The sequence below is a fragment of the Secundilactobacillus angelensis genome (assembly GCF_012641075.1).
In the GTDB taxonomy this organism is placed as follows: Bacteria; Bacillota; Bacilli; order Lactobacillales; family Lactobacillaceae; genus Secundilactobacillus; species Secundilactobacillus angelensis.
In genome coordinates, this window is sequence record NZ_JAAXLJ010000007.1 from 21,161 (window position 1) to 35,924 (window position 14,764).

Genomic DNA, 14,764 nt, shown 5'->3' on the forward strand with positions numbered 1-14,764 from the left:
ATACTGGTAAGAACCTGATTTAGCGTCAGGTTCTTGCTTACATATGATAGAATAATACCCGAACGAAAATGTGAGGAGTATATGTATGAAGGATATACAGCGTAAAAAAATTGATTTTTCCCGAATTAACGCAGTGGCACAAGGTATCTTAATTGGGTTAATTGCGGGAACGATTGTGAGTGTTTTTCGCTTGTTGATCAGTCATGGGCTACTGTTAGTGCAGTGGTATTTTCGACAAGCCAATCATCATGTGTGGTTATTGGGCGTTTGGATCCTCATCAGCGTTTTACTGACGTTATTGATTGGTCGATGGATTAAGCAAACACCCGAGATCAAGGGATCAGGAATCCCACAAGTTGAGGGCCAGCTGATGGGTGAAGTTGAATATCAATGGTGGCCAGTGCTGTGGAAAAAGTTTTTCGGCGGTGTCCTAGCCATTGGCAGCGGTCTGTTTCTTGGACGCGAAGGGCCGTCAATCCAACTCGGTGCAACCGTTGGGCAAGGCTTTGCTGCTAGCCGAAAAATCTCGGGAAATAAGCGACGAATTTTGATTGCTAGTGGTGCTTCTGCTGGTCTTTCAGCAGCATTTAACGCACCGATTGCCAGTTCCTTATTTATTTTGGAAGAAGTTTACCATAACTTTTCAACTATGGTTTGGATCACTGCACTTGCTAGTGCAATCGCGGCCGATTTCGTTTCAACCTTCTTCTTTGGTTTAACCCCCGTTTTACATATCACGTATGTCCATGCTTTACCACTGGCACAATATGGGTGGTTAATTTTACTGGGACTATTGCTAGGACTATTTGGCCGGCTCTACCAACTGGTTGTGTTGAGAGTAAGTAGTTGGTATCACAAGTTCAAATGGTTGCCAGATCAATATAATAGTTTAATTGCATTTCTTTTGCTGATTCCCGTTGGTTTATTTCTACCTCAAATTTTAGGTGGTGGTAACCAGCTGATTGTTTCAATTGGTGGTCAAGCACCTGGCATCATCGTCTTGTTGATCGTCTTTGTCGTTAGGTTTGTTTATTCAATGATGGCTTATGGGACTGGTCTGCCAGGTGGTATTTTTCTGCCGATCTTAACGTTAGGGGCAGTTTTAGGCGCTTTGTTTGGCCAAATTCTTGTAGCGATGCATCTAGCCAGCGCTAACTTGGTACCGATTTTTACAATTACAGCTATGGCTGGGTATTTTGCTGGGATCAGTAAGGCACCGTTCACGTCAATCTTGCTGATTACTGAAATGGTAGGGACATTACACCATCTGATGCCATTAGCAGTTGTTTCACTGATTGCTTATTTAACCGTGGATGTGTTAGGTGGTACGCCGGTGTATGCCGCAATGCTCGAAAACTCACTTCACAAGGCTCATCAAGGATCATCCCTGCCGGTGACCCAACTCGAGTTTCCGGTGTTTGAGAATGCGATTATGGACGGCAAGCAGATTCGTGATATTGAATGGCCGGATGGGACGTTGTTAGTTGAAATCAAGCGTGGCGAAAGAGTTATCGTACCCCATGGTGATACTGTGATCCATTTGGGGGATACCTTGTTACTCAACGTTCCACAAAGTAAGCTTTCTCATATCAGACACAAAATGAAAAATCTGACCGGCGAATAATTAAACCTGCTGAATACCTTAAATTTCAATTTGAGCCACGGGCTAGTAATCTATCCTTTTTTATGATAAATTGTATAGAGGTATTGTCGGAGATAAAGTAGTAATAGGAGGCAATTTCTTGTACAATTTACTGTTAACATTACTGATGATCGATAGTGTATTAATTATACTTGCTGTGTTAATGCAGCCCTCAAAGCAGGATGATGCAATGTCTGCCTTAAGTGGTGGCGGTACAGATTTAACTTCCCATCAAAAAGCTCGGGGCTTCGAAGCATTTATGCAAAAAGTAACTGTAGTTTTGGGAGTTATATTCTTTGCGCTGGCGTTAGCATTAGCCTATCTATCTTCACACTAGCAATAGATCCTCCTGTGATGACCACAGGGGGATTTTTGGCTTTTACCACCACTGACCGGAGGTGAATAATTGATGATACAACTACCCAAACCCTTCTTCTTCGAGGGTGGTTCAAATGCGGTGATTTTGTTACACGCCTATGCCAGCAATTCTAACGACGTGCGGATGCTTGGTCGCTACTTGCAAAGACAGGGGTATACGGTACTTGGGCCGATGTTCACTGGTCATGGAACAGGTGAACCGGCTGACATCTTAACTAAGGGCTCACCTGATGCCTGGTGGCACGATACGCAACAGGCAATTCAGTTTCTGAGAGATAAGCAGTATGAAAACATGGGCATTTTCGGTCTGTCGCTTGGTGGTATCTTTGCCATGCATGCTCTAGAGGAAGATTCGACGTTGCTGGGTGGCGGTTCGTTTAGTTCACCAATTTTCACCTCGCAGAAAAATAATCTGAGTCCAGAATTTGTAAAACTAGCCAAGGCAACTTACAAGTATATGAACGTTGATGGTGAGACAGAGCAACGACAATTGAACTGGCTCTCTGCGCATTTGCCCGCTCAACTGACACAGATCAATCAATTTGCCGAGGTGGTGGCACGAAACCTTAATCGGGTCCAACAAGCTACTTTTGTTGCACAAGGCGGTCAAGATGAATTGATCGATTCACAAAAGGTGTATGAGCTGCGGGATGCTTTGGTCAATAGTCAAGTTAGTTTTCACTACTATGAGGATGCGGGTCACGTGATTACGGTTAATGAAGCGCATCATCAACTAGAACAGGATTTAACAGTTTACTTAAAACAGATTTTTAATGACTAACAACTAATCAAAATTTAAAAATAATGAGGAATAAATCGTGGAAGATAACAATTTAAAGCAACAGATAACGGATTTACTTCGTGCAAATCCCACAAAACGATTCAGGGTAGAGGATGTTTCCGATGCCCTTGGTTATCACGGGTCGGCAGCGTTCAAGCTGATTGTTCAAGAGTTCGCACGTTTGGAACGAGAACAAATTGCCGTAGTAACCAGTGAAGGTGAGTTTCAATTAAATGAGAAGGAACGGACACTCAATGGTGTTTTTCACGCTAACGACAAAGGTTTTGGGTTCGTTGCGTACGATGACGAATTGCCGGATGCTTACATTGCACCGGACAATACGCTGCTTGCTCTAAACGGCGATGAAGTGGATATGGAAATCGTTCGGGCAGCTGATCCACATTCTGATCGTGGACCAGAAGGTAAGGTCACGGGGATCGATGTGCACCATTATACCCACGTGGTTGGTGCCTTTATTCAAACCGATGATGACATGGGTTATTACGGCCAGGTCCGGTTGACTGATAAGAAACTATCTCGCTACAAGTTCTACGTGGTGGATACAGGCTTAAAACCAACCCCTGGTGAAGTAGTCACAGCCGAAATTACTGAATATCCTAATCCCGATCATCCATTAGCGATGGTCGGCATTGCCAAGCAAGTTATTGGTAGTGTGGATGATCCTGGTATTGATATTCTGCAAATCGTGTATGCTCATGATATTCCATCAGAATTTCCTGAGGACGTTTTGCAGGAAGCTGATGCGATTCCAGATCACGTTACGGAAGCCGAAATGGCTGGTCGTGAAGACATTACGGATCAAGATCTAGTGACTATTGATGGCGAGTCTTCAAAAGATTTAGATGATGCGGTTACTGTCTGGAAGATGGATAATGGTAACTATCATTTAGGTGTGCACATTGCTGATGTTTCCCATTATGTCAAAGAGGGTTCACTGCTGGACCAAGAAGCTTATAAGCGTGGTACCAGTGTTTACTTGACTGATCGGGTAATTCCAATGTTGCCTCGTCGTCTATCAAACGGCATCTGTTCTCTTAACGAGGGCGTTTTACGGCTATGTATGAGCTGTGAAATGGAAATTGATCCTGAAGGTAACGTCGTCAATCACCGGATTCACCCTAGCGTGATGAAATCGACTGCACGGATGACTTATACTGACGTGAACAAGATTTTGGAATCTCATGATGATGCCACCCGTGAACGATACGACCGCTTGGTACCAATGTTTGAAACCATGGGCGAATTGCACAAGATTTTATATAAGCAACGTAAGCGCCGTGGCGCCATTGATTTTGATGATCACGAAGCAGAAATCATTGTTGATGAAACCGGCCATGCCATTGATATTAAGCTTCGGGTTCGAGGATTAGCCGAAAGAATGATCGAATCATTCATGTTAGCTGCCAACGAAACCGTTGCTGAACATTATAATAAAGCCAAAGCACCATTTATTTACCGGGTCCACGAAACACCAGATGGTGAACGAGTAAAGAGCTTCTTCGAGTTCTTAACTGCCTTCGGTGTCAACGTCAAGGGTGACCCTGATCATTTACGACCAAAGATGCTTCAAAACGTGTTGAAGTCAGTCGCTGGCAAACCAGAAGAAGCCGTTGTATCTGTTATGATGCTGAGAAGCTTAAAACAAGCCAAGTACACGGATCAGTCGCTAGGTCACTTTGGACTAGCCGCCAAGTACTATACCCACTTTACGTCACCAATTCGGCGTTATCCTGATACGATGGTGCACCGTTTGATTCACTTCTATGAAGAAAACGGCATTAATTCCAAGAGTAAGGAGCGCTACGCTGATTTACTTGAAGAAATCGGTGTTCACTCATCTGAGATGGAACGTCGGGCAATCGACGCTGAACGTGATACTGATTCCATGAAGAAGGCTGAATACATGGCCGACCATCTTGGCGAAGAATTTGATGCAACTGTCAGTTCTGTGATGAAGTTTGGGATGTTCATTGAGTTACCTAACACGGTTGAAGGTTTGATTCACATTAGTCGCTTAACGGATGACTATTATGAATACGTCGAAAAGTATTTGGCACTGGTTGGCCGTAAGACTCACCGGACGTACCGGATCGGACAGGCGGTGAAGGTCAAAGTTGTCAACGTCGATAAGGAGCAAAGCCAGATCGACTTTGCGCTAGTTGATCCTTCAGCCGCACCAACGTCTGATTTATTACCAAAGCGTGAACACCATTCCAATTACGGTGGCAATCGCAACCACGGCAACGGTCGACCAAATGACCATCGTCGTTCCCAAAATGGTGGCAGCCGTAATCACAGCAACCAAAGTGGCAACCGGAATGGTGGTCGGAACAATAACGTCCACCATACGCGTAACCAGACTCAATCTGGCAATCGCCAGAATCATAAACCAAGTCATTAATATCTAAAAGTGAGGTGAGGACTGTTGGCAAAGAAAAAAACACCAACTGACAAAAATGTCATGGCACAAAATAAAAAGGCTCGGCATGATTACTCGATCCTCAACACTTACGAAGCTGGTCTTGTTTTGACTGGGACCGAAATTAAATCTATTCGAGCTAAACGGGTCAATTTAACGGATGGATTCGCTCAAGTTCGTAACGGTGAAGCTTGGCTGATGAACATTCATATCAGTGAGTACACCCAGGGGAACCGGTTCAACCATGATCCGCTGCGAAACCGAAAGCTGCTGTTGCACAAGAAAGAAATTGCTAAGCTGCAAGGCGAGACGCAGGACAAGGGGATTACAATCGTTCCCTTGCGGATCTACATCAAAAACGGTGTGGCAAAAGTCTTACTTGGCGTGGCAAAAGGAAAGCACGAGTACGATAAGCGTGAGACCCTTAAACGACGCGAACAAGACCGCCAGATTGCACGGGTCATGAAGCACTACTAGAACAACTCAAAAACCGGCTAATCAGATTCCTGATTAGCCGGTTTTTAGTATCGTTAATGAGTTAGTGTAACAGTCGGTGCCAAACCTGATTATTCGCATAGTGCCATGCTCGGTTGCCTCGCAGCCCAATCTGTCGTTTTAGTGATGCATGCCATGCTTGCGCGGGATTCTTCATCTGATTGTGACCACTAGCCCAGTGATCCAGGGTGGCCGCGATGCAGATACAAATGGGCTCGAGTTCCTCAGAAATGACCTTCATCTCTCGCAGATCGCCATCGCTGCGAGAATTCATGATGGTGGTGGTACCGTGATAAATTTTATAGTTACCAGTGACAAAATTACCCACAATGATCCAGTGCAGATTACTAATGTAAATCATTTCGTTAAAGAAGCCCAGATGCTTGGAAATGGCCCCCACCTTATCACCTTGAGAGTAAATGTCAAAGTGCGGCAGCAGGCCTAATGAGGTTTGGCGAAGTTCAGCCAGCAAGTCACCGCTAATCTGGTACAGCGAAAGCGCGTCTTGATGACGCCCCCATTTGCCAATAAGAAGGTAAATGGAACGTCGATCAGCGTCACGAACAACACTGGCCCCCTTGGCAGCCAAACTGTCTTGTCGAATATACAGTGCGCGCATGGGAACCCTCCATTCATTTAGTCGTAATGATGTTATTTACCATTCATTCTAACATGGATGGCACCTAAATTGAGCTTAAAGCGTTGGCTAATTTTTTTACTTCACTGATTTAAGTCCTGAAAAATAAAGTTGAAAACAGCTTGTAGACAGCTGACCCAGCAATTTTCATCCTTATGACTAATAATTCATGAAAATCTATGATAGAATGAACGTTGAGGTGTTGGGAATGAAACCGTTTATTCATAATGACTGGTGGCCGGTTTTGGAGCCTGAGTTCAAGAAGGCATATTACCAAAATTTGCACACTTTTCTGGTTCATGAGTATCAGACGCAAAACATCCATCCGGATATGTTTCATATTTTTGAGGCATTCCAGTGGACACCATTTTCAGAAGTTAAAGTGGTTATCTTAGGCCAAGATCCTTATCATGAGCCTAATCAAGCCCACGGACTGAGCTTTTCAGTTCTGCCGGGGGTTCAGATTCCACCAAGTCTGAGAAATATTTACAAGGAATTGCAGTCTGATCTTGGCATTAAGCCAGTGAATCATGGCTATCTTGAAAAGTGGGCAAAACAAGGTGTATTGTTGCTGAACTCGGTTTTGACCGTCCGCAATGGTCAGGCTTTTTCTCATAAGGGGAAGGGCTGGGAACAATTGACGGATGCTGCGATTCAAAAGTTATCGGAACGGCCGACTCCCGTAGTCTTCATTCTATGGGGGAGGGCGGCGCAGAGTAAGATCAGTCTGATTGATACCAAGGCTAACATTGTGATTCAATCGGCTCATCCCAGTCCGCTGTCAGCCAACCGGGGCTTCTTTGGTTCTAAGCCGTTTTCAAAAACCAACATCGCACTGGAATCACTGGGAGAAACACCGATTGACTGGCAGTTACCTGAGCACGTTACTGCTGAGCCAACACCTACGCATGAGGCGTCAAGAGAGAATTGACTAGTTGGAATTTCAAAATCTGGAGGTCTATATTGTGGAACTTTTTGATAGTTTAAAGCAAAAGATTAGTGGTTTAAATAAGACGGTTGTCTTACCTGAAGGCGAAGACATCAGAATTATTGGTGCAGCAAGCCGACTTGCTTCAGAGAAATTACTGCAGCCAGTTCTTCTTGGCGATATCGACAAGATTAAAGCAACAGCTAGCGAAAAAGGGTTTGATTTGACCGGTGTTAAACTGGAAGATCCAAACGGTGCTTCTGCAGCTGAAAAGCAGAAAATGTTGGATGCCTTAGTTGAACGTCGTAAGGGTAAGAACACCCCTGAACAAGCTGCTAAAATGCTTGAAGATCCTAACTATTGGGGCACAATGATGGTTTACCTTGGTGAAGCTGATGCTATGGTTTCTGGTGCCATTCACCCAACTGGTGATACGATCCGTCCAGCATTACAAATTATCAAGACTAAGCCCGGTGTTAAGCGAATTAGTGGCTACTTTATCCTTCTAAAGGGTGACGAGCGCTTACTCTTCGCTGACTGTGCCATCAATATTGATTTGGATGCCGCTGGAATGGCCGAAGTGGCCGTTGAAAGTGCGCAAACCGCTAAGAAGTACGGTATTGATCCAAAAGTTGCAATGCTGAGCTTTTCAACTAAGGGTTCTGCAAAGGCTGATCAAGTGACTAAAGTTCAAGAAGCCACCAAGTTAGCTCAAGAACAAGCACCAGAGGTACCAATCGATGGTGAATTACAATTTGATGCCGCTGTGGTACCAGAAGTTGCTGCAAGTAAAGCACCTGGCTCAAAAGTAGCCGGTCACGCAAACGTCTTTATCTTCCCAGAACTTGAAGCCGGTAACATTGGTTACAAGATTGCTCAACGGTTAGGCGGCTACGAAGCCATCGGGCCATTGCTGCAAGGAATGAACGCACCAGTTTCAGATTTATCACGTGGTGCCAACGAAGAAGACGTTTATAAAGTTGCGATTATCACCGCAGCTCAAGCAGTTTAAACTAAATTTTAGAATTAACAAAATTTTGGAGCTGTCGGCAGCATCATTGCCCCGGCTCCTTTTGATTTAAGGAGTAGATTATGACAGTTACACTTAAAGTTTCAACACCTGAAGAGACCATGGCAATTGGTCAGAAGTTGGCGCCATTATTGGCAGCCAAAGACATTATTCTCCTGGATGGGGATCTTGGTGCCGGCAAGACGACCTTTACTAAGGGGTTAGCTGCTGGATTAGGGGTTAAACGTAACGTCAAAAGTCCAACGTTTACCATTATTCGTGAGTACCAGGACGGCCGTCTTCCCCTGTATCATATGGATGTCTACCGATTAGAAGATGGTAGTGGTGACGAATTAGGCTTGGACGAATATTTCAACGGCGATGGTGTCAGCGTTGTGGAATGGTCTAAATTTGTCGCTGATGAACTACCTGACGACTATTTACGCATTGCCTTTAAACGATTAGATGATGAGGGCGAAAATCAGCGAGAATTGGTTTTTGAGCCCCATGGCGAGCGGTTTGAAGCGATGGTCGCAAAGTTACGGGAGAAATAACATGGCACAGGAACCCGAATTAGTGATTCGTCAAGCAGTGGCATCTGATGCTCAAGCCGTTTTGAACTTGTTGAAGATGCTCAAAACGGAATCGACCACCTTTGAAGACAGCAGTGATGAGGTTGATCCAGCTGCTGAGAGCGAACAAATAAAACAAATCAGCACGTCAAAACAGCAGGTTATTTTATTAGCATTACTGGATAACGAATTAGTGGGATTGGTAACAGTCCTGCCAACTGCGGAGCATCAAATCGGTGAAATCGGTGTGGCCGTCCTCAAAAAGTTCTGGCATCAAGGAATCGGCCGGGAGTTAATGCTAAGTGGTCTTGATTGGGCTGCGTTAGAAAGTGATTTTGATATCATCACGTTAACTGTTCAAATACGCAATCAGCCTGCAGTAAGACTTTATCAGGATATCGGTTTTCAGACGATTCAGACGCTGAAAGTCACGACTGCCACTGATGAAGTTGTCGAAGCTTTAGAGATGCAGTTAGCTGTTAAGTAAATAAATAGACCTCATTACCGAAGTTAAAAGGGTAATGAGGTCTATTTCATATTTGTACTAAGCCATTTTAATAAATGGTTTAATGGCTTCTTGACCAAAAGTTTTGGTTTCGGTCAGCAAAATATTTGCGCAAGCTAAACTGTCATCTAGCGCATTATGGTGATGTTCAAGTGAAATTCCTAAAGCGTCGGCAACCGTGTTAAGCTTATGATTTTCAAGCATGGGCAAGAATTGCCGACTCGTTTTAACCGTGTCCAAAGTTAAATAAGCTGGTGAAGTCATACCGTAATGATTAAGTGTTTGACGTAAGACACTATTATCAAATTGGGCATTGTGGGCAATCACCAGTTGTTCTGGTGTAAACAGCGTCTGAATATGCGGCCAGACCGTCGGAAAATCAGGGGCGTCTGAAACATCAGATTCATGAATACCGTGAATTTGGGTATTACGCCAGAAAAAATCAGTGTCAGGTTTGATCAGTGTATAGAACTCATCAGCTACCTGATTGTTTCGTACGATTGTCAGAGCCAAAGAACAGGCAGAATAACGCTTACCATTGGCAGTTTCGAAGTCCATTGCAACAAAGTTCAAATCGGCCACTCCTTTCAAGTCATACAAATTATACGTGAAGGCCGGTAGTTGTCAAGGAGATTGGACAGTGGTCTGAGCCAAAAATGGTATCTTTAATGTCAGCTGATTCTAGTTTGGACTGGATGGCATTACTCGTCACAAAGTAGTCGATCCGCCAACCAGCATTACGATCGCGAGCACTGAACCGATAACTCCACCATGAGTAGCGATCGGTAGCATCCGGATAGAAGTAACGGAAGGTATCCGTATAGCCACGATTAAGAAAGCGGGTAAAGGCCTCTCTTTCCTGATCCGTGAAGCCGGCGTTCTTATGATTAGTTTTGGGATTTTTAATATCGATTTCTTCGTGGGCAACGTTAAGATCACCGCACAAAATAACCGGTTTGTTTGCATTAAGTTGATCGATGTAGTCTTGGAAAGCGTCCTCCCAGCCCATCCTGAAATCTAAGCGTTTAAGACCGGTTCCTGAATTTGGTGTGTAACAAGTCACCAAATAGAAATCCGTATATTCCAGTGTGATGACTCGGCCTTCGTGATCAAACTCATCGGTGCCAATATCATAAGTCACGTTGAGGGGCTGGTGTTTAGTAAAAATGGCGGTGCCAGAATACCCTTTACGGTCAGCAGAGTTGAAGTATTGATGATAGCCCGGCAGATCTAATTTGAGCTGGTCTGGTTGCATCTTCGTTTCTTGGACACAGAAAAAATCGGCATCTAAATTGTTAAAACTCGTCATAAAATCATGTTTAACAGCGGCCCTTAGACCGTTGACGTTCCAACTAATAAATTTCAAGACAGACAACATCCCTTCTTGGTGAAATGGTTCATCTTTAGTTTATCATTTTTGAGGGATTGGGGAAGTCATGCAGTACTTATCAGAAGAAAATAAGGGTTGATGTGACTAACCTTTTGTTTGGGATAGTTAGCATGGTATTATATTAATAGTTAATCATACGAATTATTGTGTATTGAAAGGAACCTGACCATGACGGCAGATATCATCGCAGCTTTTCCCAAGGTTAAGCTGATGCAAAACGAACCATTATCAAACTATACAAATACTAAAACTGGCGGAAAAGCTGATTTCTTAGCATTTCCGGCCGATTTGGCAGAAGTCAAAGCCTTAGTTCTTTATGCCAACGAGCAGAAACTACCCATCACGGTCATCGGCAACGCTAGTAATCTGATCGTTAAGGATGGTGGCATTCGTGGACTTGTCATGATTTTGACCGAAATGAATCACATCGAAGTGGCGGATAACCAAATTACGGCTGAGTCAGGTGCCTCAATCATTGAGGTAACCAAAGTTGCGCAAGCTGCCAGTTTAACCGGTCTTGAATTTGCTGCAGGAATTCCTGGAAGTGTTGGTGGGGCTATCTTTATGAACGCCGGTGCTTATGGCGGTGAGATTAGTTTGGTTGCTGATTCGGTAACAGTACTAACTCCAGAAGCTAAGCTAAAAACCATTCAACGGACAGATTTAGATTTCGGTTATCGGCACAGCCGGGTGCAAGATGAGGGTGACATTGTGATTACAGCAACCTTCAGACTGCAACCGGGTGATGCAACCAAAATTCAAGCTAAAATGGATGATTTAAACGCCCGCAGAGCAGCACGTCAACCACTGGAGTTGCCATCTTGTGGCAGCGTATTTAAACGGCCTACTGGCTACTTTGCCGGTAAATTGATCCATGATGCTGGACTTCAGGGTTATCAATCGGGTGGCGCACAGGTTTCAACGAAACATGCCGGTTTTATTGTTAACGTTGATCACGCCACAGCTTCGGATTACTTGGCAGTAATCCAGCACGTGCAAGCAACGGTTTTAGCCAAGGCTGGTGTCAAATTGGAAACTGAAGTTCGAATCATTGGGGAAGATCCCGTGTTGAATTAGTGAGAGGAGGGGTGTAGGTGCTGATAGTTGAAGCAGTTATTTTACTGGTTGTACTTGTTTTAATTTCAAATGTCATCAGCCACTACCTAACCTTCATCCCGGTTAGTTTAATTCAAATTGCACTTGGATTGGTTATGGCGTTGTTTTGGGAAATGCAGATTCCACTGGACACGGATTGGTTCTTACTCCTGTTCATCGCGCCGCTGCTATTTAATGATGGCCGCCGATTTCCTAAACGGGAACTCTGGCAGCTTCGGGGACCGATATTTGCCAATTCCATTTTGTTAGTCTTTTTAACTACGGTGGTTGGCGGGTATCTCATTTATCTTATGATTCCAAGGTTATCGTTATCGGTAAGCTTTGCGTTGGCAGCTATCTTGTCGCCGACTGATCCCGTGGCGGTGCAATCAATCTCAAAACGAGTTAAGTTGCCAGACCGCATTTTGCACTTAGTCAGCGGTGAAAGCTTAGTTAATGATGCCTCAGGTTTGATTGCGTTTAAATATGCCGTGGCAGCAACCGTTACTGGTGCCTTTTCTTTGAGCCATGCAGTTGGCGATTTTCTCTATATTAGCATCATGGGTTTTCTAGCTGGTTTTGTTTTAATCTGGCTGATTGAGTTCGCACGGAATTTTTTAAGGCGACAGGGGATTAATGATGTTGTTTTTAACACGGTGCTGCAACTCATGACACCGTTTGTGATTTACGTGCTGTCAGAGGAGATGCTCCACGCTTCTGGCGTAATCGCAGTTGTGACAGCCGGTGTCGTTTCTCACCTCCAATCCAACCACATTGTTGAAGATTCACCAGAGCTTAAGCTGGTTAGTGAGAAGACTTGGGATGTCATTGTTTATCTACTAAACGGGATTGTGTTTCTGATTTTAGGTGATGAACTGCCTCTAGCCACCACCAAACTGATTCACGATGTACACTTCAATACGTTTCAAGCAGTCGGCTATGCCTTTGGTGCCTGGGTTATTTTGTTATTGATTCGAGTGATTTGGATTTACTTGTATCAAGGCATTACCAAGCCACGTCGCCCCAGTTTTCGGGTAGCGTTATTGGCCGGGTTGTCTGGGGTTCGCGGGGCAGTTACCATGGCTGGTGTGCTGTCATTGCCACTACTGACCGCCACCGGGCAAGCCTTTCCCCAACGGTCCTTAGTGTTGTTTGTGGCTGCTGGCGTGATTATTATTAGTTTGGTTGCGGCAGTGATCACCTTACCGTTGGTTGCCCCTGATAATCCCGTACCGCTTCAAACCAGAGCCAGTTTTAGCGATGAGGACGATGAGGAACCAGCTGAGGATGAAAATAGCCCTGAGACACTCAATCAGCGGTATTTGATGAGTGAAGCGGAGGCCAGAATTTACATTATGCGTCTCGCTGTCAGTGCTGTCGAGGAGCATCGACGAATCGAAAATCAGCGTGCAGCGTACGATTTAATTTTAGATTATCAATTTATTATTCGAAAGTTAGAGTTACAGACCCGTGATGACGAGGATAGGCGGCAAGTGGTTGACGATGAGGTCACCTTACGAAAGATTGGCCTCCAAGGTGAACAGTCGGCATTAGACCGGCTATACACACATCATCAGATCTCTGCCCAGGCCTATCGTTCTGCCACCCGGGCCATCAAACGGGCCATGCGGCGAATCGACCACCCTAATCGTCAGCTGGATCTGACAATTCTAAAAAACTGGTCAACCTTTTTGCATCGGACTTGGTTACGAATTAAGATGGTCATTCACCACGCAAAAAGCCCATCTTCTGATAACGAATGGCTGTTGATAGACAGAGAAAGTGCTAAGTCTGCTATTAAAGCCTTGTCGAAGTATTTGGGTGCTGATGAGGTTGATCCGCAAGCACTAGACAAACAGGCGATTTATCACTTGGTTGTTTTCTATCGTAATCGGGTTGAACGTGCTCGAAAAGATCAGCGGGTATCGAGATCGGTGTACGCACAGCAGCTTAATCAGTTGAGAGTCATTGCATTAGGTGCTGAAAGAACCGGGGTTCAAACATTACTTGAGTCAGGTAATATTACTTGGCAGATGGCCGGTCGTTTACGCCAATACATCAACTACTCTGAAAATGTGTTGATGATGGCGGTCAATGATGAACTTGATTGAGTTAAGAAAAAAGCGTCTAGTTAATGGCTGATTGACCATTAACTAGACGCTTTTTAGATCCGTTTATTTTTGCTGGTCATTTTGATCAGCTTCTTTTTTTACGGTTTTTGTGTTTTGAAGTGCGCGTTCGTTTGCTATTTGGCTATGATAGGCCAAGTAAACCAACCAGTAAGCCAGCAGTTGAAGCAAGGTCATTAAGCCCACAAAAAATAACATGGTGGGTGTCCACATGTGTAGTAGACGCTCAGTGATCAGCTCTGGTGAAATGAAAAGATAGACTGTATGAATTCTCATGAAGCGACCAACGTAGATACCAACTGACGAGAGAAAAGTCAGTAACAGCACCACCCCAGTTTGCAGCCACGAGTTACCCTTTAAATAGCGTTGAGTAATAGTATTTGCCACGTAATTAAGACTCCAGAAGCCTAAAATGACGCAGAAGAGAACACTAATCAACAGGTAAGTAAAATAAATCCACACGTGTAGGTTAAGCTGAAGGAGACCGTCAGCACCGTAAGGCTCAAGGAGCGACAGATGAAAGAGGTCCGTTAGCAGGTAGGGTGCATTGGGGTAGAACACAAGCCACAAAAGAACAATCAACCAGAAAAACAGACCGCTTTTAGGCCGTTCCTTGCTCAGGTGGAAACTGATTTCGATGGGTAGATAACCCAAAAAGGTATTCAAAATTAAAAAAGTAAAAGGCTCATGTGCGAACTGCCACAGAAATAACAGCCACAGCACAACAAAAATCCGGATTTGCCAGCGTGCGTGACCCGCCAAG

General features: G+C 44.4%; 15 protein-coding genes. 11 read left to right on the forward strand and 4 right to left on the reverse strand.

Going from position 1 to position 14,764, the window contains the following annotated elements:
• Positions 1–85 precede the first annotated feature (85 nt).
• The 5 genes from HC026_RS05375 (at position 86) to smpB (ending at position 5,718) form a co-directional block, all read left to right on the forward strand.
• The gene (locus HC026_RS05375; RefSeq protein ID WP_168924974.1) at positions 86–1,624 is read left to right on the forward strand and encodes a ClC family H(+)/Cl(-) exchange transporter; all 1,539 of its coding nucleotides are present in this window, start codon (positions 86–88) and stop codon (positions 1,622–1,624) included.
• A 118-nt stretch (positions 1,625–1,742) separates the two neighbouring features.
• A complete protein-coding gene (gene secG / locus HC026_RS05380; RefSeq protein WP_168924975.1) occupies positions 1,743–1,979 on the forward strand; it encodes a preprotein translocase subunit SecG in 237 nt (78 codons plus the stop codon).
• A 72-nt stretch (positions 1,980–2,051) separates the two neighbouring features.
• Positions 2,052–2,801 carry an alpha/beta hydrolase gene (locus HC026_RS05385; protein ID WP_232843655.1) on the forward strand — a complete coding sequence of 250 codons (750 nt, stop codon included), beginning with the start codon at positions 2,052–2,054 and terminating at the stop codon, positions 2,799–2,801.
• 37 nt (positions 2,802–2,838) lie between these two features.
• Entirely contained in the window at positions 2,839–5,223 is a 2,385-nt protein-coding gene (rnr, locus tag HC026_RS05390; protein WP_168924977.1) for a ribonuclease R, read from the forward strand.
• 24 nt (positions 5,224–5,247) lie between these two features.
• A complete protein-coding gene (smpB, locus tag HC026_RS05395) occupies positions 5,248–5,718 on the forward strand; it encodes an SsrA-binding protein SmpB (protein WP_089109553.1) in 471 nt (156 codons plus the stop codon).
• A gap of 61 nt (positions 5,719–5,779) precedes the next feature.
• Here smpB and HC026_RS05400 read toward each other — a convergent pair whose 3' ends face one another.
• Complete coding sequence (locus tag HC026_RS05400; RefSeq protein WP_168924978.1) at positions 5,780–6,355, reverse strand: LURP-one-related/scramblase family protein; 576 nt, start codon at positions 6,353–6,355, stop codon at positions 5,780–5,782.
• 226 nt (positions 6,356–6,581) lie between these two features.
• Here HC026_RS05400 and HC026_RS05405 point away from each other — a divergent pair, with 226 nt between their 5' ends.
• The 4 genes from HC026_RS05405 to HC026_RS05420 all read left to right on the forward strand — a co-directional run bounded on the left by HC026_RS05405 (position 6,582) and on the right by HC026_RS05420 (position 9,369).
• Positions 6,582–7,304 (forward strand): uracil-DNA glycosylase, encoded by a 723-nt coding sequence (locus HC026_RS05405; RefSeq protein WP_168924979.1) that lies wholly within the window; start codon positions 6,582–6,584, stop codon positions 7,302–7,304.
• 34 nt (positions 7,305–7,338) lie between these two features.
• Positions 7,339–8,313 carry a phosphate acetyltransferase gene (pta, locus tag HC026_RS05410; RefSeq protein WP_168924980.1) on the forward strand — a complete coding sequence of 325 codons (975 nt, stop codon included), beginning with the start codon at positions 7,339–7,341 and terminating at the stop codon, positions 8,311–8,313.
• Positions 8,314–8,393: 80 nt separating this feature from the next.
• Complete coding sequence (gene tsaE, locus HC026_RS05415; protein WP_168924981.1) at positions 8,394–8,864, forward strand: tRNA (adenosine(37)-N6)-threonylcarbamoyltransferase complex ATPase subunit type 1 TsaE; 471 nt, start codon at positions 8,394–8,396, stop codon at positions 8,862–8,864.
• Between the two features lies 1 nt (position 8,865).
• Entirely contained in the window at positions 8,866–9,369 is a 504-nt protein-coding gene (locus tag HC026_RS05420; RefSeq protein WP_168924982.1) for a GNAT family N-acetyltransferase, read from the forward strand.
• A 57-nt stretch (positions 9,370–9,426) separates the two neighbouring features.
• Here HC026_RS05420 and HC026_RS05425 read toward each other — a convergent pair whose 3' ends face one another.
• Positions 9,427–9,960, reverse strand: coding sequence for a 3'-5' exonuclease (locus tag HC026_RS05425; RefSeq protein WP_168924983.1), 534 nt, complete (start codon positions 9,958–9,960; stop codon positions 9,427–9,429).
• Between the two features lie 28 nt (positions 9,961–9,988).
• Positions 9,989–10,753 carry an exodeoxyribonuclease III gene (locus tag HC026_RS05430; protein ID WP_168924984.1) on the reverse strand — a complete coding sequence of 255 codons (765 nt, stop codon included), beginning with the start codon at positions 10,751–10,753 and terminating at the stop codon, positions 9,989–9,991.
• 192 nt (positions 10,754–10,945) lie between these two features.
• Here HC026_RS05430 and murB point away from each other — a divergent pair, with 192 nt between their 5' ends.
• Both murB and HC026_RS05440 read left to right on the forward strand, forming a co-directional pair.
• Positions 10,946–11,854 (forward strand): UDP-N-acetylmuramate dehydrogenase, encoded by a 909-nt coding sequence (gene murB, locus HC026_RS05435; protein ID WP_168924985.1) that lies wholly within the window; start codon positions 10,946–10,948, stop codon positions 11,852–11,854.
• A 17-nt stretch (positions 11,855–11,871) separates the two neighbouring features.
• Complete coding sequence (locus HC026_RS05440; RefSeq protein WP_168924986.1) at positions 11,872–13,983, forward strand: cation:proton antiporter; 2,112 nt, start codon at positions 11,872–11,874, stop codon at positions 13,981–13,983.
• Positions 13,984–14,046: 63 nt separating this feature from the next.
• Here the strand turns inward: HC026_RS05440 and HC026_RS05445 are convergent, their stop codons facing one another.
• Positions 14,047–14,763, reverse strand: a complete 717-nt coding sequence (locus tag HC026_RS05445; protein ID WP_168924987.1) for a DUF1361 domain-containing protein — start codon at positions 14,761–14,763, stop codon at positions 14,047–14,049.
• Between the last annotated feature and the right edge of the window lies 1 nt (position 14,764).

Bases quoted from the DNA above. Each gene is read 5' to 3' on its own strand.
- HC026_RS05375 (WP_168924974.1), top strand. From the start codon at position 86: ATGAAGGATATACAGCGTAAAAAAATTGATTTTTCCCGAATTAACGCA.
- murB (WP_168924985.1), top strand. From the start codon at position 10,946: ATGACGGCAGATATCATCGCAGCTTTTCCCAAGGTTAAGCTGATGCAA.
- HC026_RS05385 (WP_232843655.1), top strand. From the start codon at position 2,052: ATGATACAACTACCCAAACCCTTCTTCTTCGAGGGTGGTTCAAATGCG.
- HC026_RS05400 (WP_168924978.1), bottom strand. From the start codon at position 6,355: ATGCGCGCACTGTATATTCGACAAGACAGTTTGGCTGCCAAGGGGGCC.
- tsaE (WP_168924981.1), top strand. From the start codon at position 8,394: ATGACAGTTACACTTAAAGTTTCAACACCTGAAGAGACCATGGCAATT.
- HC026_RS05405 (WP_168924979.1), top strand. From the start codon at position 6,582: ATGAAACCGTTTATTCATAATGACTGGTGGCCGGTTTTGGAGCCTGAG.
- HC026_RS05420 (WP_168924982.1), top strand. From the start codon at position 8,866: ATGGCACAGGAACCCGAATTAGTGATTCGTCAAGCAGTGGCATCTGAT.